Below are 22,724 nucleotides of genomic sequence, written 5' to 3' on the forward strand. Positions count from 1 at the left end.
CCCAAGCTGAATCGAGATTTCGCTGTTACTGCTCGCCACCTTTTTGTTCCGAATTAGGGGCGGCAAGCTCCAGAAACAGGCTTGCCAGTGGGGAAAGCAACATAGAAATAGAAGCTGATGTTTGAGTCACATTGAGAGTGTACTCTGAGTCACTGATCCTATCTATCCAACGATATTGTCCGGGAAGCAGCTGCCACTCAATAATGATTGAGTAAGGGATAATCAGTTCGACTTGCTTACCTTGTTGCGCGCTGAAATTGGCAATAACAATCAGCTTTTGTTGTTCACTGGATCTGGCGAAAGCGAACAACTGATCTTGCATTTCGCCGAAATTGTCAAAGTTCGCTGCGTAAAGGTCATGATAGTCTCCCAATAGCGCAGAGCTCTTTAATGTTAGGTTAAGCAGCTTTTGGTAGAAGAGTCTTAGCGCTTTTTCTTCCTCACTCAGTTGGCCTCCGTCAAAAGCACCATGGTTCATCCAACGTTGATGGTGAGGGACGCCCACATAGTCGAATATCGACGTGCGGCTGGGTGTGCCAAATCCGCCAAGCTCCGCCCCAGGTTCACCGACTTCCTGACCAAAATAGATCATGCTAGGGGAACTTGATAGGCAAGTAGACACCAATATGGCGGGTTTGCCTTTTTGAGCACACCCCGAAAATTCAGGCGAAGCAAGTCTCTGTTCATCATGGTTGTCGAGAAAGTGCAGCATATGGTGCTCAATATCGCGTAGCTGATACTCAATGTGGCCAATCTCTCGCGTAGAACCGTGACCTTGTATAATTGACTTCAACTGGTCATAGAGATCAACCTTGTCGTAGAGGTAATCCATTTTTCCGAGCTGGATATAGTCGCGATAAAGTTCTGGCTGATAGACCTCAGCCATCAGAAAGGCATCTTGGTTAGCCATTTTTATCGAACAGTTGAGATAGCTCCAAAACTCGACAGGCACCATTTCGGCCATGTCGTAACGAAAGCCATCGACGCCTTTTTCAAGCCAGTAAAGTGCGATATCCCGAATCTTTTGCCATGAATCCGGAACGGATTTATCCTGCCAGAATTGATGGTGATCTGAGTGAGGTTTGAAACGGTATTCTTCCGGTAGTATAGGAAAGTCTTTGCTGCCGTCAGGGCGAACACCATAATTAATTTTTACTGTTTCGTACCAATCATCAATGGACGGTTGAGCTTTCCTTGAACCGTTGCCTGTCCATTTTGCCGGAAACTCCTGATAAGGCGTTTTTAAATGAGGATGTCCCTCACCTCCTAGGATATTTTCAGGCGATAATTCGCTTGGTAGTTCAAAAGGAGTATCTGGAATGTAGTAGAAGTTGTTGTCTCTGTGATAGCAGACATTGGTTTCATCGTGAGCCCCAAAATCTTCCACCCCCGAAGGATTGTTTAATCCTTTATAAACCCGAGCTACATGATTAGGCACAATGTCGATGATAACTTTGAGGCCTGCATTGTGGGTGCGACTGATTAAATCTTCGAATTCCTGGTTTCGTCGACTGGGGTTATCAGCTAGATCTGGGTTGACCGAGTAGTAGTCCTTTACCGCGTAAGGAGAGCCTGCACGACCTTTGACAACCGAAGGGTGGTCATTATCGATTCCTACATGCGTGTAATCATTGACTAGGGCATGGTGTGGTACGCCAGTAAACCAGATGTGTGTGATGCCCAAATCACGAATTTCATTTAAAGCCTTTTCAGTAAAGTGACTGAACTTGCCAACCCCATTGGTATCTATATTGCCCCATGGATGATTGGTGGTATTCGTGTTGCCAAAAAGACGGGTAAAGACCTGATAAATATTGTACTTCTTCATTCAGCAATCTAACCATTCTTATTGAGGTTGATTTAAGGCTAGTGGAAGTTGATGGGGTTTGACTCCTCCTTTTGGCGAGAGTGTGGGGCGTAGAAAGCGGCTCAGTGATGAAAACGTGAGATAGAACGAAAAACGCCGTGCGAGGCACGGCGCTTGTATCACGGAAGGTGATTATTTCAGGTCTTGATCAAAGTCACCGTGGAAGTGATCGTGATCAGAGACGCTGTCTGCTGCTTTGAGTCTTTCGCCAATGCGTAGTTTCTCTTTTGGCGCTTCAGCAGTAGAGAAGGCACGTTGCGCTTTCACTTCTGGCTCTGCTGGCTGCTCTGGGAACAACTGTTTGCTCATTGCGTAGTAAGTTGTTACGTAAGCAAGTGACTGAGTATTGGTATAAAGCGCGTTCTGGTTAACGTTGTTCACGTCATCACACGCCTGATGGTAACACTTATCATAAGACACATCGATGTCACCGCCGAATTTCTCAACTTCTTCAGCGGTTTTCACTTTCTCAGCACCAGTGAACAGGCCACCAAATGCAACACCCCAATCAGCAAAACCTGCGTAGTCAGAGCGTTTCGATAGAGCTTGAGGAATGGTTGCTTCTTCTTTATCAGTAAAGAACTCTTGGAAGATAGATTCGATGTCAGATGTGCCGTATGGAGGTTTGAAATCGCCAGTGTAAGCATTATCTGGGCTGTCTTTAGTATCGGACAAGTCACCGTCCATCACACCATAGATGTAGTTAGGTGAACCGATCATGTCGAAGTTCAGGTACAACTTCACTTTATTGAGCTCAGTGTAACGGGCTTCGACCAGTTCTACTTGCTCAGGCGTTAGCTCACTTGGATCTTTCAAACCTAGTTCTTCAAGAATTTGAGCTTGTGCATCATTGTAGATTGGTTGGAACAAGTCATTGGTGTAGTACTCAGATCCCACTAGACCTGCTTCTTCAGCCGCCCACCATGCGAAGCGAACTTTGTTCTTCACAGGTACTTCAAGCTCAGATAGGGTCACCGCATATTCAAGTAGGCCTGCTGTACCTGTGCCGTTATCATTGATACCTGGACCTTCTGGAACAGAGTCAAGGTGAGCACCAAGCATGACGACTTGATCGTCGTTACCGCGAGGGGTTTCAGCAAGAATGTTTTGCGTTACGACATCTTCGTCTTTCACATTGACCGTAAGGTTGGCCAATACTGTTTCAGATTGTGCTTTGTTGTACCACTCTTGACCAAGATCGAAGCGCGCGCCCAAAGCGGCGATGGTCGCTTTCGTGTCACTGCCTAGCGTGCCGCTAACGACAGACTTTCTGCCTTCATCGTTGCCTTGGTTGAAGACGATAACCGCTTTCGCCCCAGCATTCTGTGCGTTTACAACTTTGGCGTCAAACGCACAACCACCTCGTTGGATAACGGCAATCTTGCCTGTGACGTCTTTGCCTGTGAAGTCGGATGCTTCACAGCCATCAGTACTGTCGTAATCGGGGGCATCAAAGCGGAAGTCTGGTGTCACGAACGCGAGCTCGCCACTAATCTGGCCGTTGGAATTACCTGAGTAAGACATGACAGCAAAGTCTGCTTCAACGCCGTCACTGGCTTCACGTACACTGATAAGATCTTTGCCATCGACGTTGGCTTTCGTACCAGCTAGCTCTTCCCAAGCACGGAAGTCAAACTCTTGTGTAGTAACGATGTAACCATGTTCTTTCATTGTTTCGACAATGAACTCAACCGAGTTGGCGTAACCCTTGGTGCCAGCTGCACGAGTAATGGAATTGCCATCTGTAGTGGCAGAAGCCAAACCTTCTAGCGTTACTAGGTGGCTGACGACTTCATCTCTATCGATGTTTTCACTGACGTATTTTGCCACCTCACGTGGATCGTCCCAGAAACACCCTGATAGCATGGTGGTACTGATAACAGTCGCGAGAATGGATTTTTTTGTTGTTATGCTTACTTGCATGTGTGACTCCTTGTTAAACAATCCTTTCCATTCTTCACAAAAGATTAAGTTATAAAAATGTTAAAATTAACATTTTTTATAAAAATGAATGCATATCAAATAATAACAATGAGATACATGTAATTCATGGATAGAGCTAATGTTCTAGATCTCAAAATCAACACTTTCAATTAGTTATATGATCTTTGTGGTCTTTTTATTGATAATTAACTTTTCAGCAATTTCGTGACACGTGATGAGTTAATATGCATTTTGTTGATTACTAATTTGCACTGTGAATAATAAGGCGAGCATAGAAGTAGAGTGTGTATAGGAATCAGTTGGGGCTGGTTGCTTTGCAATTTACTGTCGCTGTAATGCGCTCTGAGGATACCCAGCGCATACAGGTGGGGTAAGAAAAGTTGGTAAATTCTTTGGTAGACTTTCGTAATGTTGGTGAAAGGTCTGTGCTACTTAAAGTTAATCTACATGGACTGCAACACTGATGCCAGTAGTATCGCAGCCCGTTTCACTGAATATCCGGTTAGCCTTTCATCACTTCCATTACAGTCTGTCCCGTGGCGAGTTTTGCGCTGCGGGCGACGCGTAGGTTTGATTTGGCGAGCAACTCCTCCATATCGGTTAAGCTGCGTTGATGGGTTCCGTCCTCACAGATAACCGATTGGAACAGCGCGTTGAACAGCAGTCGTGGAGAGCGCTCCCCGTTTTCAACCAGAGGTTCAATCACCAGCAGACGATTGTCTTCTAATGACCGAGCAATAGTGTCGAGTATTTTTTTACAAGACAGGGCATTCCAGTTGTGCAGGACATTTTTCAACAGATAAATATCGTAGCCAGAGGGGATAGAATCAAAGAAATCACCGCAGCAAACCTCGACTCTGTCGTGAATATCACTAGGCAGGTACTGCCAACTTTGCTCGCATACCTCTTCTCGGTCAAAGATACACCCAGACAAATGTTCGTAGCGATGGAGTAATTCTGCGGTAATCACGCCGCTTCCACCGCCAATATCAATCAAGCTACCAGCAAAGCTGAACATATCAGGGAAGACTCTGGCGAGCTCTGCACCGACCGGTCTTGAAAAGTCACGCATAGCGAGATCATACACGGAGGAACGAGAAGGAGTCGATTCCAAATACTGATAAAGCGTCTGATCAGAGATGTGTTTGAATCCGGAGTCTCCGGTCTTACAGGTATGTAGTAGCCCCTCATAGCCGCGATAATACTCTTCGCCAAACAGTCGGCAGAAATGTCGCATAGATTGAGGGTGGTCGGAAAGGAGCAACATGGAGTGCGTATTATTGCTGATCATTCGATCACACTCGATGTGAAAGAATCCAAATAGTTCAACGACCTTCAGCATACTTAGCAGAACCGTCTTGTCTGCATTGCAAGCCAAAGCGAGTGCGTCGATGTCGATCGCGCCTTCTTTTAACAAGTCTGCAACCCCCAGTTCTGCCGCCACATTGAGTGCTTTGGCTGCCAGAGGCAGCATCATGATTTCAGATATCTTTTTAGTGGATTCTACATTACTCATAAAACAACCTCATTAAACTATTGTTCAGTGCTTAATTAGCAAGCTAGTCGAGAAAACTTAATATTTAATTAAGATTGCATGAGTTCAGCATATTACCTCTGATTTGGTTATCTAAAAGTAGAAGCTTTCATTATATTGTGATGGTTATTTTTATAATGAATAAAGATAGATAAATTTAATTGCAAAGTGTTCGCTATGTTTGTTTATGGTCAATTTAAAGTCATTTTATAGCTGATTAAATTAACTTTAAAAGAGGAATGTTATCTTAAGTTGCTGTTATTTATAGTTTATACCCTCCTTTGCAATACCCCTGAAACCTTGGTGATTAAAACCAATTTGTTTCCTTAATTAAATCCTAAGTTTTCACGTCTAACTTTTATTTGTAGCAAACGGTCAGCAAGAAAATATTCTCGCTCGACTTCAGGAATACCTTAACCAGCGAGGTAAATATTGTGAAAAATAACAATCCTGTATTTGAAACTATTTCAATGCAATCGTCGATTTCCCCTGAGGCAATAGCGGTTACCTACAAAGATAAATTGCTGACCTATTCTGAGCTTGAGTTGCAATCAAGCCAACTAGCAAGCTACTTAGTCAATCAATATCCTGATGGCGACAAAGGTAAAGTGGCGGTGTACCTCGAACCTAGCCTGATGCTGCCTGTGGTAATTCTGGGGGTAATGAAAGCTGGGTTCAGTTATGTACCTCTCTCTTCGTTTCAGCCGACAAAACGCATTCAACAAATTTTGGATGATTCCGGTGCATTCCTCATTGTCACCGATGGGCTACTGAGCAAAAAACCGAGCATGGCTGAGTGCGAGACAGAGAGACTGAATGTCGCAGCGCTTGATCTAGCTGGCTCTCTACACTGTGAGTCACTGCCGAAGGTAAGCCATTGTGACTTGGCTTATACCCTTTACACATCAGGCTCGACGGGTGTACCAAAAGGGGTGGAAGTTGAACATGGCAGCATGGCGTATTATCTCGATTGGTTTAATCACGATTTATGGCCTGAAACTCAGGCAACTCTTCCGCTCACCTCCTCTCTAAGCTTTGCGGCTGCGGTGACTCAATTGTTTGCTCCTTTGCTACGTGGTGACACCCTTCATATTCTTCCCGAAGGTACTTTGAACAACCCGCAACGACTCTTTGATTGGTACCAGAACCGAACCAACACGGCGATCTACTGTGTTCCTACAATATGGAATGAATTACTGAATTACCGCTGCTCAGTCGATAGTGAGCTGTCACTGCCTGAAACCGTTTTTCTTTCCGGTGAACCTGTCGGTGAAGACATTAAGCAACGTACGTTCGACAGCATCGAGAATGTGCGTATGTTTAACCTATATGGCCCGACTGAAACCGTAGCAAACTGTGCGTTTACTGAGTTAGAGCCAGACCAGCCCGTGACCATAGGCAAAGCATTGGCGGGAAGTGAGTTGTTTCTGCTCGATGAAAAGGGCGCATTAGTGGCAGGCGACAGTGTGGGCGAAATCTGTATCTGTGGTCCGGGTGTGGCTCGTGGATACAGCCACCGACCTGAATTGAGCGCAGAGCGTTTCTTTTCTCATCGCGGCCATAGCGCGCATCGCACCGGAGATTTAGGTCAGTTCAACGCAAACGGAGACATGGTGTGCCTTGGCCGCAAAGATCGTCAGGTGAAAATTCACGGAGTGCGAGTTGAGTTGGGCGAAATAGAAGCCAATCTTCGTCAGCATGGTGAAGTAGCCGACGCTGCGGTGAAAATGGTCAATGGTGGGCTGGTGGCTTACTTGCTGACGGACAAAAAACCAAGTGCTTGGGATCTGCGTGCTTTCCTTAGCGAGCGCTGTCCGAGTGCGATGATGCCCGCTCAATTCGTTTACCTTGAAAGCTTTCCGAAACTACCGAATGGAAAACTCGATAGCGCTCGTCTACCCGAGCCAGCGCCAGTAAGACCAGAACTGAATTATGATTGCAGCGCACCCGCTAACGACCTTGAACGGGACCTGGTTGACATCTGGCAAGAAGTGCTCGGTTTTAGTGGCCTCGGGGTTGATGATGACTTCTTTGATTTAGGCGGGAACTCTTTGCAGGCGATGCGTGCAAGAACCCTGATTCGACGTCGCCTCTACAGCGAGATAGATTTCAAGCTCTTCTTCAGCAATGCGACGCCGCGTAAATTGGCTGCGGTCGTGCCTTATTACCTGGCGGATGACTTGGATGACGCGACATCCGCTCCGAATGAGAAGAATCAAGAAACGCAATTCGAACCGCTCACATCGCAACAGGCTTACTTCCTGACGTTAGAACAAACCAGCGCTAACCCGAAAGCCTACCAGCCTGCGTTTTGTATTTACCTTGAAGGAAAGGCAAGTTCGGAGAGCGTGGAATGGTGCCTCAATCGGGTGTTGGCCAGTAATCCAATCCTGACTACTCAATTCGATCTCGATAACTTTACCGCTAAAGAAGGTGGTTATGGTGCGGGAAAAGTAGAGATTCCGCACCGCAAGGTTGAGCATGTGTCGGGCAAACTCAGTGAAATGTCGCATTGTGATTTGCTGGATATGGCAGATATGCCGGACATCGATATTGACAGAGAACCACCGATTCGCCTGGCATTATTGAGCAAAAATGACGATGAACATGTGGTCGTTGTACGTGTCCACCACGCTGTGTTTGACCATGATTCCATTGGCATATTCTTTGAGCAATTTGTTCAGGCTTATCGCGCTTACATAGCAGGAGATTATGGTTTTGCGCAGCATCATCGACACCATTTGAGCTTGAAACAGCATCGCGGTGCGATGGTGGATCAAGAGGGCCAGATGCAATTTTGGTTGTCGATATTGAATCGTTACCTGACAAAAGGTGCGGACAGTTCGTTGTACCCAAGAGCGGATTGCCCGTCACCACAAGGCTACGCTGTGGAACTCTCCCAGCCTTTCAGCCAAGCGATAAAAGACTTTGCCCACGCACACAATACAACGGCTTATGTCGTGTTACTCACGCTGTTTAATCTCGTGTTAAACCACGAAACTCGTTATCACAACCTAACGATTGGCTTGCCTGTCTCCAATCGAGCTCTTTGCCAGCATGATGGTCAGCTCGGCTGTTTCGTCAACATGGTCACCTACCATGAGCAGGTTGATCAGGTAGATAGTGTTGTGAGCTTGATTGAAGCCAGCAGCAAAGCGATCTACTCGCTGATAGAAAATCAGTCCGTGTCCTACCTAGAACTTGCTGATGAAATGCGAAGCAAAGGCTGGCTTGAGAAACTGCGTTTCCCTGTCACGTTCAATTATCTGTCTGCAATGCCGGAAGCTAAAGAGGTGCAAGGCTGCCGCATGAAAGTTCAACACATCGCTGAGCAATCTGCTCGATGCGATTTGACCTTAACCGTCGACGACGGCGAGCAGTTGACCCTCAATTTTGATTATGAAACTACGGCGTTTACCAAGCAGCAGGTCACCTTACTGGCAGAACAATACTTGGCTCTGATTTCAGACACATTATCTCTGTAATGCGGAGTGTCTCCGGCTCGCAGGGAGTCGGAGATGAATAACGATTAAATATGGAGAGATGAATACAATGTCAAAATTGATCCACCGTCAGTTTGCTCATCAGTGCGCCAAAACACCGGATAATATCGCACTGCGAAGTGACAGCGAAAACATTACATACCGCCAACTGGAACTGCGTTCCAATAATATTGCTCAGTCATTAATCCACTCTGGCATTACATCAGGCGATGTTGTGGGCATCTACATGAACCGCTGCAATAACCTTGTTGCGACCATATTGGGAATATTGAAATCAGGGGCTTGTTACTTACCGCTTGATCCTTATTACCCAAACGATCGCCTCGCTTATATGGCAGAGCACTCGGAAGCCAAGCTAGTGATCACTGACAATTTGAATGGCATGGATTGGCTGAGCAATGATCTTCCAACGTTGGATATGAATAGCATAGATTTTTCCAGCGCAACAACCCCAGACTTACCACAGGTAGACGAACAGAGCTTGTGTTACATCATGTACACTTCAGGCTCAACCGGTAAGCCTAAGGGCGTGATGATCGCGCATCATACGGTGGTGAATTACCTCAACTGGATGCAAGATGCTTTTCAACTGACGACAAACAGCCGGGTACTGAACCAGACCACATTCAGCTTTGATATTTCAGTCTGGGAAATGTTCTGGCCTCTGATGACTGGGGCAAGCTGCGCACTGATTGCTGAAGATGCTAAGTATGATCCCGTACTACTGGCTGATTTCGTTGAGCAGCATCAGGTCACTGTCGCGCAGTTTGTGCCAACTGCATTGCGTATCATTGTCGATGCGGATGTACTGCAACAATGTACGTCGTTAGAGCATATCTTCTCTGGTGGAGAAGCGCTGCCGCAACGCTTGGTGGATGACCTGTCTGCTCAGTATCCGGGTCATATCCACAACCTCTACGGGCCGACAGAGGCCACCATTTTTGCCTGTCACTGGTACTGTCAGCCACAGTGCGTAGAAAAAGTCGTGCCCATTGGTCGCCCGATTCCTCACGCAGAAGTGCTTGTCCTTGATGAAGCCCTACAGCCTGTAAAGCAAGGGCTGTGCGGTGAACTGTATTTAGCCGGAGATATTCTGGCGAAAGGTTACCTAAAACGTGCCGACCTTACTCAAGAGCGCTTTGTAGATCATCCCCTGAGTGGAAAAATGTACCGCACAGGCGATTTGGTGAGTAGCAGAGAAGACGGTGCGTTACTGTTCCACGGCCGAACCGATTCACAAATCAAACTGCGAGGTCACCGAATCGAGTTGGCTGAAATTGAAGCTCAGCTACAAGCGATGCCCAGCATTTCTCACGCTGCAGTGATTGTGGATAGCAGTGATGACGGTAAGGCGTCATATCTGACAGCCTTCTATGTGCCTTCTCAGCAGTCCAACGTTGATGTGCAAGTGATCAAAGAACAATTGGCAAAAGTATTGCCTTATTACATGCAACCCTCCCGATATTACTCCGTTGATAGCTTACCCACGCTCCCTAATGGGAAAGTCAGCAAGTCAGCGTTAAACGCTCACTAACAAAAAGGTTCTAGCACTATGTCGAATAACAAACCCAATATGACACCTGAAATTGAAAACCGTGTTCTCTCAATCTGGCAATCGGTTTTAGACGTTAAAAAAATTGCCCGAGATGAGAACTTCTTTGATGCAGGAGGAAACTCATTATTAATGAGCAAAGTACACAGGGAAATAAAAAGACAGCTTGGAATTCCGATTAATATTATCGAGTTATTTCAATGTCCTACAGTGGATTCGCTAAGTAAGAATATATCTAAAAAATACCCTCAGGTGTTATTAGAAAAATCGAATTAAAACTTCGCTAAATAGTTTTACCTAGAAGACAAATTCATTTTATTCGCTGATTGAAACACTCCTTTCTTTTCAAAGGAGAGGGGCCGTTTTTGCCGAAATAAGTACAAATATATACGACATACAACCCGTGAGGTAGCATATGAAAGACCAAGCAACACTGCGCGATAAAGATATAGCTATTATTGGCATGTCAGGCCGATTCCCTGGTGCAGAAGACATCACGACGTTCTGGAAGAACCTCGCTGAAGGGCTGGAAACCATCACAACATTTAGCGAACAAGAACTTCGCGAGTCGGGTGTCGATGAAGAATTGATTGCCTCACCCAACTACATTCCTCGCCGAGGTATTCTCGGCAACGCGCAACATTTCGATGCGCACTTCTTTGATATTACTCCTCGTGACGCGGAAATCATGGATCCTCAACACCGTGCGTTTCTGGAAAGCAGCTGGCATGCTTTTGAAGATGCGGGGTACGTGCCTTCGAGTTATCCGGGCAAAGTGGGTGTATTTGGTGGCACAGGTACAGCGTGGCATTTAAACAAAGTCCATTCCCATCCGGGTGTCAGCCAGTTTGCCAGCGGCGCGTCTGTTGTGACCAATAACGATAAAGACTATGTCACAACGCGAGTCTCCTACAAGCTGGACTTAAAAGGGCCAAGTGTGAATGTGCAGACGGCCTGTTCAACCGCAATGGTGGCGGTGGTGATGGGAATTAACAGCTTGTTAAGCCGTGAAAGTGACCTTGTCGTTGCTGGTGGTGTATCCATCGATACACCGGAGCGCCGCGGCTACAAATACATGCAAGGCGGTATGGAGTCAGCGGATGGACGCTGTTACGCGTTCGATTCTCGTGCCAATGGTACGGTGTTTAGTCGCGGTGTCGGCGCTGTGCTGCTCAAACGTGTTAAAGACGCAGTCAAAGATGGCGACCACATCTACGCAGTGATCAAAGGTGGGGCAATCAACAATGATGGCAGCCTCAAAGCGGGATTCACGGCGCCAGGCATTGAAGGACAGGTCGAAGTCGCGAAGCAGGCGATTTCCAAGGCGGATATTGATGTAGAAAACATCCGCTTTGTTGAAGCGCATGGTACGGCGACAGCGTTGGGCGACCCGATTGAATTTTCGTCTTTGTCGCAAACCTTCCGCCATTTCACGGATAAAGAGCAGTTCTGCCGTCTAGGCTCGGTTAAAACTAACATCGGACATACTGATGCCGCTTCGGGTGTTGCCAGCCTGATTAAAGCCTCAATGGCATTAGAATCCGGACAGCTTCCAGCTTCGCTGCATTATGCTGAGCCGAATCCAAACATTGAGTTTGAAACCAGTCCGTTCGTGATGAACACCGAACTGACAGCGTTTAAACAGCAGGGCAAGCCAAATAATGCGTTGGTCAACTCCTTTGGTGTCGGAGGTACCAATGCGTGTGTGATCCTCGAAACGGCGCCAGAGACTCAACCGGGTGATGCGCATAACTCGCCACTCATGATCCCATTCTCAGCCCGCAGTCGTAACGCATTGAATGAGATGAAACAGCGTCTAGCAAGTTACCTGACAGATAACCCAGATGCAGACGTTGCGGACGTGGCGTATACCATGCAGGTAGGCCGCAAACAGTTCGAATTTTCCACCTCGGTGGTTGGCAATGATCGTCACGCTATCATTGAAGCGCTGGCTAAGCCTTCTCAGATTGTATCTGGAAGCAAATCAAAGCGACCAATGGTGTTTATGTTCCCGGGGCAGGGTAACCAATATCCGAACATGTCTCGTGACCTTTACCAGACGTATCCGGTGTTTAAACAAGCGATGGATCAGTGCTGCGAGTATCTGATGCCAATTCTTGAACAGGATCTGCGTGAGATTATCTTCCCAAAAGATGATCAAACCGCGGCTCGTATCAACGAAACTCAATTCACTCAGCCTGCGTTGTTCGTTGTTGAGTACAGCCTTGCACAGCTTTGGATGTCATGGGGCATTCAGCCCGATGTGATGATTGGTCACAGTGTCGGTGAGTACGTGGCAGCATGTTTGTCAGGCGTGTTCTCGTTGGAAGATGCGCTCAAAGCTGTCGCGATTCGTGGCAAGTTGGTTCAGGCTCTGCCGGCGGGTGCAATGTTAGCCGTTTTGATGGAAGAAGCTGAGCTCACAGAGCGCTTATCAAACAGTGAACTGGACATCGCGGCAGTCAACTACCCAGAGCTCTGTGTGGTGGCGGGTGAGCTTGAAGCGATAAAAGCATTCCAATATGAGCTGGAAGAAGAAGGCATCTTCTGCAAGCACTTGGATACGTCACACGGCTTCCACTCAAGCATGATGGATCCTATGTTGCCAGCGTTCAAAGACGTGATCGATGGCATTGAGCTGAATGCGCCACAGATTCCGTTCGTCTCGTCGGTAAATGGCGAATGGATCAGTGATGAGTTAGCACAAGATAGCGACTACTGGGTGCGCCATGTCAGAAACCCTGTGTTGTTCTCGCATGCATTCAAAACCTTGATGGCCGATCATCAGGATGGTTTTGTGGCTTTAGAAGTGGGGCCGGGCCGTTCTTTGGAGTCTGCGGCTAAGCAACACTTCCGTGAAGAAGATGGGTCGAATGCTGATATCTTCTCTTCTTTGCCTACGGCGAAAGAAGTCGAGATTTCCGGAGAGTATTTTGTCTCAATGCTTGGCGCTTTATGGGCGAATGGCATCGAGATTGACTGGACAGCTTACTATGGTGATGAGCGCCGACGTCGCCTGCCTCTGCCTGGCTACCCGTTCGAACGAAATGAATTCAAACTGCCTGAGCTGAAAACAGGTAATGCTGAAAGCCTATCAAGTAGCAGTGTGGAAGCTGGTTTGAAACGCAAGAAAACCGATGTCGGTGACTGGTTCTATATGCCTGCGTGGAAGCGAACCATTCCTGCTGACTTCATGCCGAGCAAACAAACTCAAGCTGAAAATGATTGTTGGGTAGTTTTAGCTGACGAGTATGGTATCGCTGATCAGTTGCATTCTCAGCTTCTGGCATCAGGCCAACAAGTGGTGACTGTATTCAAAGGCGTCTGTTATCAGGAAAATGTCGTCACTGGCGACAGCACGAAGAGCTTTGTTATTGACCCAACCTCTCGTGAAGATTACATCCGAGTACTTAAAGCCGTCAAAGCTCAAGAGATGAATCCAATCCGCATTGTTGATCTGTGGAACCTCTCTCCTGAGCAAGGTGACGTCGACCTTGAACTATGCCGTGAACACCAGCTGGACTCTTTCTACAGTCCGTTGTATCTGCAACAGGCGCTGGTGAATGAGAACTTGTTGGATAACCTTCACCTTTTATTGGTGACCAATAATATCTTCAGTGTCTCTGGGGAACGCGTTTACGCGCCTGAGAAAGCACTGTTGGTGGGACCTGCTCGTGTGTTCTACCACGAGTACCCAGATGTTCAGTGCCATTTGGTCGATATCGACTGGCCTACGGACTTAGCGAATGATTCGGGCCATTGGACGGTAGAGCAGGCAGCTCGTTGTCTTATTGCAGAGAGCAATATTAACACCGACGGCCAACTGGTAGCGTATCGAGGTGGATGCCGTTGGGAGGAAGACTATCAGGCGGTTAACTTAAAAGAGCAAGAACCAGGCTTACCGGCGCAATTCAAAGATGATGGCGTTTATCTCATCACTGGTGGATTGGGCGGCCTTGGTATGCTGGTGGCCGGCCACATCTCGGAAATGAGCAATGCGACGCTTGTTCTGACCTATCGCAGTCGACTGCCTGAACGCGAGCAATGGCATGACTGGATTCAGAATCACCCAGTCGATGACCCAATGAGTGAAAAACTGGCGGGCATCCTGCGTCTTGAAGAGCAAGGTAACACCATTGACCTAGTCAATGTGGACGTCTGTGATTATGTGGCTATGTCGGAAGTGTTTGAACGCTATGACCGCTTTGATGGCATTTTCCATACGGCTGGTATTGCGGGTGGCGGCATCATTCCGCTTAAGTCGGATGAAGATTGTGCCAGTGTTTTGGAACCGAAAATCCTCGGTAGCCTGATTCTCGATGACCTGACTATAGATAGCCAGCCTGATTTCATGGTGTTGTTCTCATCCATCAGCTCGATTGTCGGTGACGAAGCTCGAATTGACTACTGTTCTGGCAATGCCTTTATGGATGTGTTTGCCAGCTACCGTAATCAGAATCGAAACGGTCGAACCATTGCAATCAACTGGGGCAAATGGGGTGATGTCGGCATGGCCGTTCAATGGGCTCGTGAGTTGGATGAGAAAAACAAAGCCAACGAAGCGCTTCTAGAACCAACAGGGCTGCTTACGTTGCTCGGCCGTAAAGGTATGGAAGAAGAATATCGAGTCAATCTGGATGTGCAGAATGACTGGGTACTCAACGAGCATAGCTTGTCGAATCAACCGACCTTGGTTGGTACCACCATACTGTCGATGCTACATACCCTGATGAATCACTTCAAACCTCAGGAAGCGCTTCAGGTTAAGAACTTGCTGTTGACCAAACCAGCGATTTATCACAACGCATGGCCACGTGAAATGCGTCTATATGTACGCAGTGAAGGAGCGGGCTACAGCTTCAGCCTTCGTAGCCGTGGCGTCCGTGACATCGAGTGGGACGAACATGCGTTGGGCAACCTCGGTCGTGGTGTCGAGAGTGAAGAGAGCCTTGCTGCTGTAGATTCACTTGAAGCGATTCAGTCTCGCTGCATTAACAAATTGCCCGATGACTTAACCGGCAAGGATTACGTCAATGCCGTAACGGGTGAAACCTTCCTATCGCTCAGTGAGCGTTGGAATGGCCCTAAGTGTGCATGGCAAGGTGAGGGTGAATGGCTGATTCATAAAGACCTCGATGCTCAGTTCCAGAGTGATTTTGAGCAGTATCCGTATCACCCTGCGCTAATTGACTCGGTCTCCATTCGCTGTATCAACCTGATCACGACAGACAACTACCTGCCAATCAGCTACGGCAAGATAAGCTATCTAGCACCGCTTGACGGAGATTGCTACGCGCACATCAAACTCAAACAGCCGTACCAGGCGGAAGACAGCACCATCATCTTGGATGTGGTCTTCCTATCCGCTGATAGCAAGCCGTTGATGATTTTGGAGAACTACACGCTAGTACGTATGAAAGCTGAGAATCAGGTTGCCGCTTCTGCGCCAGCGTCTGCTGTAACTCAGGTTGCTGTCGATGTCTCTGACAAGGATATTCTGTTCTATGAAGGTCTGGACGCACTGAAACGACAGCTTGCACACCTAGAGTTTGAGCAACTCGTCGTGGTGACCAGTGATCTAGGCCAGCTTATCTACGAAGCGATTCCTGAACAGGAAGATGAGCAGTTGGCAGAGCTGGAAGCGGAAGTCAGCCAAGGGCACGCCCGTCCAGAACTCTCAGTCGAGTATGTGGCACCTGAAAATGATATCGAAAAAGAGATCATTGCAGTCTGGCAGTCGATTCTAGGCATTTCAGGTATTGGTGTTGATGACAATTTTGTCGAGCTTGGCGGTAACTCGCTGCTGGCGGTGCAAATTGTGTCAAAAGTATCAGCCAAGTTTGAAGTCGATATTCGAGTGGATCTCTTCTATCAGGATCAAACCGTAAGAGGGCTGTCCGGCCTGATCATCGAAGCGTTTGAATCTGTTCTTCAGAGTGAATAGCGCCCATTTCCCGGGCATTAGCCCGGGAAGTTTATCACCTTCAGGCTGCCGCACGACAGCCAAATCTTCCAAACAGTAAAGGGCACGGCTATGACAACTAAAACGAATCAGATTTTGAACTCTATGGGACTTGAAGAGCTGAAAAGGCTCGCCAGAGAGAAAAAACAGAAAAAAGCGCAGCTCATGGAAGAGAACCGTTGTTCAACAATGGAACCAAAACGCAAAATATTCCCTCTCACCAATGCGCAAAAGAGCATTTGGACACTGGATCAATTCCTCGAAGACAATAAAGCCTATAACAACCCATTGGCGATCACCTGTCACATTGATCACGAGTTCGAACAAGACAGAGTCGAACGCGCTCTGACGAAAATGGTCAATAATCACGACATATTCCGCACCACGATCCGAGTGGTCGATGGCGAGCCTTACCAGTGCATCGACAACCAGCCCAGTTTCGATTTTGGTTTTGATGACATTACTGCCATGCCTGAAGCGGATAAAAATCAGTGGGTCATGCGAGTCGCTCGTGAAGAAGGCAGAAAGAATTTTGACCTGACTAAAGGACCACTGTTTCGCTGGCGAATGGCAAAAACTCAGCCGGGTGAATACATCATTATGCTGACCTTCCATCATATTATTTCAGATGGTTGGACCGTCAGCTTGTGCTTCAAAGAATTCATGGGCACTTACTTTGGCCAGACGGTAGATCATGCAGCGCAGTTTACTGATTACGCCTTAAAAGAAAGCCGCTGTCTTGAAGAAGGTAAGTACGAACAGGGTCTCAACTACTGGCGCGATAAGCTCAGTGGTGTTCAAAGTGTACTGGAACTAGCAACCGATCACCCTCGTCCAGATACGATCAATTTTGAGGGAAGTTATGTCAGCTATCCACTTGATGCAGGCTTCTGTCATCAGCTTCAGTCTTGCGCAGCAAAACAGGGGGCGACTACCTTTCATCTGATGCTGGCGGCCTACCAGTTACTCCTGCATAAATACAGTAATCAGAATGACATTGTGATTGGTGTGCCTTTCGCCAATCGCGGTGATGCCCAGACGCAGGAAATGATGGGATTGTTCATGAACACGCTGCCACTGCGTTTCACGCTCAATGATGATTTGCCTCTTTCGACTGTGATAGAAGCAGCGAAAGCCGAAAGTGAAGAGGCGATTGCCTATCAGAGCGTACCGTTTAATCGTATTCTGGATGTGGTCGACTATTCGCGAGATGCACGTGTTAACCCGCTTTATCAGGCGGTGCTGACCTACCAGGTTTATCCGCACTCACGAACCAATACCTTGTTTAGCTATTCGCCACTCAAAGTAGACTACGGTATGTCTAAGTTGGATCTCAACCTATGGATAGAGGAAGACGGCGACGGTTTATTGTGCACATTCAACTACAGTACAGCGCTGTTTGAACGTGCCACCGTGCAGCGAATGCTGCGTGATTTACACACCATATTGACGGCATTGGTTGAGCACCCACAGCAGTCGATTAAAGCCTTGTCATTGGTGACGGCAGATGAGCGCCAGTCTCTGCTGAAGACATGTTTACCGGCAGAGGCAAGTCAAGCGTTGCCGGTTCATCAGCAATTTGAGCAACAGGCGCTAGCTTGCCCTGAAGACGTGGCAGTGCGTTGTGAAGGCCGCACACTGAGCTACGCCGCTCTTAATGAGCGCGCTAATCAGCTGGCAGCACAACTGGCCTCGCAAGGTATGAGTCACGGTGAGCCCGTCGCGATACTGATGGAAAAAAGTGAGCATAGTGTGGTAGCGATATTAGCCACCCTGAAAGCGGGTGGTTGTTACCTTCCTATCGACATCAATCTGCCGGAATCTAAAATCGGCTTCATCTTAAACGATGCTAAAGTTAAGCGTGTTTTACTCGTAGGTGAAGTACCCATTGCTTTAAAAGCAATGGCTACACAATCTTCACTAAATTGGGTCGACATTCTGAACACAGAAACGAGTAACACCTCACCAACACGCACTAATCCGCCAGATGATTTTGGCGATGGACCAGCGTACATCATTTATACCTCTGGCAGTACAGGGGCACCAAAAGGTGTGTGTGTTCACCATTCCCAACTTAGCCACTATTGCCGAGCGATTGCTCCAGTACTCGAACAAACTCACAAAGCACGCTATGGCTTAATGTCGTCCTTCTCCACGGATCTGGCGCATACCATGTTATTCCCAGCTTTGGTCGGGCAAGGCGAGTTGGAGATAGTGACCAATGGCCTACTGGAAAGCCCAGAACAACTCGCCAATTATCTAAAAGATAGACCTCTTGATTGTATGAAGATCACGCCGACACATTTGTCTGCGTTGTTGAACGCCCCGAACGCACAGCATCTGCTTCCGGAGCGCAAATTGGTACTTGGCGGTGAGCGTTTACCAGTTTCTCTGATTGAGAAAGTCAAAGTGTTCAAACCAAGCTGCCAGATAGTCAATCACTATGGGCCAACCGAGTGCACGGTGGGGGTGACGACATTGACGATTCCCGACAACATCGCGGATTTGGGTTATCAGGTTGCACCTATTGGTCAGGCCCTCGATGGAAGTCATGTACTGGTTCTCGATGCTCACCAACAACTGCTTCCTGCTGGCGTACTCGGTGAAATTTGTATTGGTGGAGCGCAGTTGGCTTCAGGGTACCTTGGCCTCGATGAGCAAACACAGCGTCACTTTGTTCCCCACCCGTACTTACCGGGTGAGCGTCTGTACCGTACTGGTGACAAAGGCCGCCTGTTAGCGGATGGCAACCTTGAATATCTTGGTCGCTTGGATCGTCAGGTCAAAGTACGTGGCTATCGAGTTGAGCTAGCCGAGATTGAACAGGCGCTGGGCCAGATTACTAATGTTGAACGCGCAGCGGTTGTTCAGCAGCAAACCGCGGACTCTAGCCGTTTGGTCGCTTATGTCGTTGTTGGTGAAACTGGCGATCAGGAAGGGATTAAGACGGAACTGAAACAGCTATTACCCGCCTACATGCAACCAGAAATGTGGATGTGGCTCGACGCTATGCCAATCACCGCAAGCGGAAAAATCAATTATGAGGGGTTGCCTGAGGCTAAGCGGAATACACAGACATCGGCTTCTTCCCATCCGAACAATCAAACGCAAGCTCGTTTGCTGCTCCTGTTTCAGCAAGCCTTGAGCACTCAGCAGGTCGGTATTGATGACGAGTTCTTCAATCTTGGGGGAAATTCCATCAGTGCATTGAAACTGCTGATTGAAGTGAACAAGGCCTTCTCCACCACCTTGACCCTAGGCCAGATACTGGAAAACAGCAGTGTTGCACGACTTAGCACACTGATCGAACAGGTATCCGATAGCTTTGAATATGGCTCCTCGATTGTGGTGCTCAATCAGGGAAATCCTCAGCAGAAGCCGACGTTACTGCTTATTCACCCTGCTGGCGGCAATGTGCTTTGTTACGACGAGTTAGTGAAGGGGCTGAGCAAAGAACATCCGGTCTACGGTGTTCAGGTAGCTGATTTTCAGGGGCTAGCTGAGTACAACCGCCAAGTGTCGACGCTAGCTGAGTACTACGTGAAGCAGCTCGGCGAACTAGCAGAGCGTCCAGAGTTGATCATCGGTGGTTGGTCACTCGGAGGAACCCTTGCTTTTGAGATGGCGTGTCAGGTTCAGGCCTTGACCGGAAACCAGCCGAAGGTTCTGATTTTTGACCAACCAGCTCCTCAAGTAAACGTCGATAACAGCGCCACTATGGCTGAGCATGATCGCCTTGCCTACTTCGCTTACAAGGTAGAGCGGCTAACTGGAACGTCTTTTGGTACCTCGGGCGAGCAATTGGCGAAGATGTCACAAGCGGAAAGAACACAGGTATTCCTGACCGGTTTTCGTAAAGCGAATTTGGTGCCGGATAATATCAGCGCTGAGGATTTCCAGCATTTTCTCGCCATTCTTCAGGCTCATATGAAGGCCACTGATGAATATCAGGGACAGCGATATTCTGGTCCTATTGTCGTGGCGGAAGCCGAAGAGATCTTAACTGGCCGCACGCGACTGAAAGAATCTGGGCTGGGTTGGCAGGCATACAGCGAGCAGCCGCTGACCGTATTGACCACTAAGGGCGATCACATCTCCATGATGAACGCGCCTCACATTGGTGATTTGACGAGTCGTCTACAGGAGGAATTGCTTTGAGTACGATCGCACTTTCAAAACCGGAAAGCGAAGTCGTCGTTTCAAGGAAGGAGTGGTGGGCTATCATCGGCGGCCTCATCGGTGGCTTTATGGCAATTCTGGACATCCAGATCACTAACTCCTCGATGAAAGTCATTCAGGGGGCGCTGTCTGCGTCCCTGGATGACGCCTCTTGGCTGATGACGTCGTACTTTACGGCTGAGATTGTGGCGATCCCACTTTGTGGCTGGCTATCAAAAGCGCTGGGAACGGGCCGTTACGCTTTATGGTGTATCGGCGGTTTTCTCGGCTCATCCTTGCTTTGTTCGATGGCGTGGAATCTGGACTCGATGATTGTCTTCCGCGCTTTGCAGGGCTTTTGTGGTGGCGCATTGATCCCCTTGTCTTTCCGTTTGATTATTGAAATCTTGCCGCTAGAAAAACGCCCTATGGGGATGTCGTTATTCAGTATTATCGCCACGTTCGCCCCAGCGATAGGACCAGCGATCGGCGGCTGGCTCACGGAACATTTTTCATGGCACGCGATCTTTTACGTCAATGTTTTACCGTCAGTGGTGGCGTGGGCTCTGATTCAACGTTCAATGAAGCATCCCATCATTAACTGGCAAATCATTCGTCAGGGTGACTTTGTTGGCGTTGTGTCAGTGATGATGTTTCTTGGTACGCTGGAAGTCATTTTGGAAAAAGGCGGTGATGAAAACTGGTTCGACTCGCGCATGATTTGCGTACTGGCGGTGCTCTCTGCCATCAGCTTTGTGATTTTTGTCTATGACCAAATCGTACACCGTAACCCTCTGATTAATATTCGCCTGTTTAAGGAATATCAGTACTCCTATTCCTTACTCATCTTTGCTATGTTGGGTTCGGCTATTTACGGCACGTTATTCCTAGTGCCGTATTACCTGACGATGATTCACGATTACAATGCGACAGAGATTGGTCATGTGGTTATCTGGATGGGGCTGCCGCAGTTGGTAATTTTACCTATGATCCCATTTCTCATTCGTCGCTATAACCCTAAGTATCTTATCTTCATCGGTTTCGTTGGTTTGGCTATTAGTGCCTTTATGGATTGCCATATGAATGCTGATTTTGCTGGCCCGCAGATGATCGCGTCTATGTTAGTTCGTGCATTAGGCCAGCCGTTTATCATGGTGCCACTTTCCATGCTAGCGACTCAAAATATTAAAGCAGAGGATGCGGCCTCATCGGCCGTTTTAATCAACGTATTTCGCAGTCTGGGTGGATCAATGGGTACCGCGGTGTTGTCGACCTATTTCACTACTCGGATCTATTTCCATCTCGATTCCATCAAATCCACCTTGCTGACAGGTAGTCAGCCATTTTATCACTATCTGGGTGAAGTAAAGAATCTGCTGGTCAATCAGGGGTTGTCGTCTGATAGCACCAATGTTCAACAAACCGCGGTGAGCATTCTCGGCGAAAGGATGGCAATTCAATCGCAAATCATGGCTTTTAATGACTTATTTATGATCATGGGTTTCATGATGCTCGCCACCGCCATCATGGTGTTGTGCTCAAACCGTGATTTCCAACTTCGACTAAAAAAAGAGGAATCAGCATGAGTGACAAAACATCGATGAGTGTCTGGAGCTATCTGCTGTCTTCGGAAGCAAGAATGACCATTATAGTACCCATTCTGATCTACAACCTTGTTTTCTGGGGAGTAGGAGCCGGAGCGGCGCTGATTGTAACAGCGTGCTACTCCGCATTGCTGGAGTTATTCAGCAAACGGAGTGGTTCTCTGTCCATTATCGCTTTGATTTTGGTTTCTGGCAGCATTCACTACCTTTACCTGCATGGTTACACCCTGTTTGGAATTGACCAAGAAAGCGTCTTTCTTTCGGTAGGCGGATCACTGTCCGTCATTGTCGTGTTTGGTTTCTACTCCATGATCGGCCGCCCAGTGGTTCGGACTCAAGCGGAAAATGCGCTCCCTCGTTTGATGCAGTTGCCTGTCTATGGCTCGCCAAAATACGCCCAAGTTTGGCAGGAGATTTCTCTGGGTTGGATTCTCGCTTACGCAGTGAAAGCGCTGCTCGTGATTAAGTTCTCCAGTGATATGCCAGATTACGCTGACTACTTTGTTTTCATTGGCGCTTGGCCACTGACGTTGGCGATGATTGCTTTCAGTTTTTACTGGCCCAGCTTTCGATGGTCATCGGAAGCAAGCGCATAAATTT

At 47.8% G+C, this 22,724-nt stretch carries 10 protein-coding genes; 7 read left to right on the plus strand and 3 right to left on the minus strand.

Annotated elements, in window-relative coordinates:
* Window positions 1-25 precede the first annotated feature (25 nt).
* From OH455_RS06750 to OH455_RS06760, 3 genes are all read right to left on the minus strand, one after another.
* A complete protein-coding gene (locus tag OH455_RS06750) occupies window positions 26-1,828 on the minus strand; it encodes an alpha-amylase family protein (protein ID WP_269980829.1) in 1,803 nt (600 codons plus the stop codon).
* Window positions 1,829-1,999: 171 nt separating this feature from the next.
* On the minus strand, window positions 2,000-3,790 hold the full coding sequence (locus tag OH455_RS06755; RefSeq protein WP_045975758.1) for a M28 family metallopeptidase: 1,791 nt from the start codon (window positions 3,788-3,790) through the stop codon (window positions 2,000-2,002).
* 523 nt (window positions 3,791-4,313) lie between these two features.
* The gene (locus OH455_RS06760) at window positions 4,314-5,327 is read right to left on the minus strand and encodes a methyltransferase (protein ID WP_269980830.1); all 1,014 of its coding nucleotides are present in this window, start codon (window positions 5,325-5,327) and stop codon (window positions 4,314-4,316) included.
* 452 nt (window positions 5,328-5,779) lie between these two features.
* On the opposite strand from OH455_RS06760, the gene OH455_RS06765 reads away from it, so the two are divergent.
* The 7 genes from OH455_RS06765 (at window position 5,780) to OH455_RS06795 (ending at window position 22,720) form a co-directional block, all read left to right on the plus strand.
* The gene (locus OH455_RS06765; RefSeq protein ID WP_269980831.1) at window positions 5,780-8,830 is read left to right on the plus strand and encodes a non-ribosomal peptide synthetase; all 3,051 of its coding nucleotides are present in this window, start codon (window positions 5,780-5,782) and stop codon (window positions 8,828-8,830) included.
* 67 nt (window positions 8,831-8,897) lie between these two features.
* The gene (locus tag OH455_RS06770; protein WP_269980832.1) at window positions 8,898-10,382 is read left to right on the plus strand and encodes a non-ribosomal peptide synthetase; all 1,485 of its coding nucleotides are present in this window, start codon (window positions 8,898-8,900) and stop codon (window positions 10,380-10,382) included.
* A gap of 18 nt (window positions 10,383-10,400) precedes the next feature.
* Window positions 10,401-10,676 carry an acyl carrier protein gene (locus tag OH455_RS06775; RefSeq protein WP_019276642.1) on the plus strand — a complete coding sequence of 92 codons (276 nt, stop codon included), beginning with the start codon at window positions 10,401-10,403 and terminating at the stop codon, window positions 10,674-10,676.
* A gap of 139 nt (window positions 10,677-10,815) precedes the next feature.
* On the plus strand, window positions 10,816-16,344 hold the full coding sequence (locus tag OH455_RS06780; RefSeq protein WP_269980833.1) for a type I polyketide synthase: 5,529 nt from the start codon (window positions 10,816-10,818) through the stop codon (window positions 16,342-16,344).
* A 90-nt stretch (window positions 16,345-16,434) separates the two neighbouring features.
* Window positions 16,435-20,520 carry a non-ribosomal peptide synthetase gene (locus OH455_RS06785; protein ID WP_269980834.1) on the plus strand — a complete coding sequence of 1,362 codons (4,086 nt, stop codon included), beginning with the start codon at window positions 16,435-16,437 and terminating at the stop codon, window positions 20,518-20,520.
* Window positions 20,517-22,106, plus strand: a complete 1,590-nt coding sequence (locus OH455_RS06790; RefSeq protein WP_206375036.1) for an MDR family MFS transporter — start codon at window positions 20,517-20,519, stop codon at window positions 22,104-22,106. Before OH455_RS06785 ends, OH455_RS06790 begins: the two co-directional genes overlap by 4 nt.
* Window positions 22,103-22,720, plus strand: a complete 618-nt coding sequence (locus OH455_RS06795; RefSeq protein ID WP_269980835.1) for a hypothetical protein — start codon at window positions 22,103-22,105, stop codon at window positions 22,718-22,720. The genes OH455_RS06790 and OH455_RS06795 overlap by 4 nt, the downstream gene beginning before the upstream one ends.
* The last annotated feature ends 4 nt before the right edge of the window (window positions 22,721-22,724 follow it).

The sequence above is a fragment of the Vibrio sp. T11.5 genome (assembly GCF_027587155.1).
GTDB lineage: Bacteria > Pseudomonadota > Gammaproteobacteria > Enterobacterales > Vibrionaceae > Vibrio > Vibrio neptunius.

Excerpts from the sequence above, each read along its gene's own strand:
- OH455_RS06755 (WP_045975758.1), bottom strand. The coding sequence starts at position 3,790 with ATGCAAGTAAGCATAACAACAAAAAAATCCATTCTCGCGACTGTTATC.
- OH455_RS06770 (WP_269980832.1), top strand. The coding sequence starts at position 8,898 with ATGTCAAAATTGATCCACCGTCAGTTTGCTCATCAGTGCGCCAAAACA.
- OH455_RS06750 (WP_269980829.1), bottom strand. The coding sequence starts at position 1,828 with ATGAAGAAGTACAATATTTATCAGGTCTTTACCCGTCTTTTTGGCAAC.
- OH455_RS06785 (WP_269980834.1), top strand. The coding sequence starts at position 16,435 with ATGACAACTAAAACGAATCAGATTTTGAACTCTATGGGACTTGAAGAG.
- OH455_RS06780 (WP_269980833.1), top strand. The coding sequence starts at position 10,816 with ATGAAAGACCAAGCAACACTGCGCGATAAAGATATAGCTATTATTGGC.
- OH455_RS06795 (WP_269980835.1), top strand. The coding sequence starts at position 22,103 with ATGAGTGACAAAACATCGATGAGTGTCTGGAGCTATCTGCTGTCTTCG.
- OH455_RS06760 (WP_269980830.1), bottom strand. The coding sequence starts at position 5,327 with ATGAGTAATGTAGAATCCACTAAAAAGATATCTGAAATCATGATGCTG.
- OH455_RS06775 (WP_019276642.1), top strand. The coding sequence starts at position 10,401 with ATGTCGAATAACAAACCCAATATGACACCTGAAATTGAAAACCGTGTT.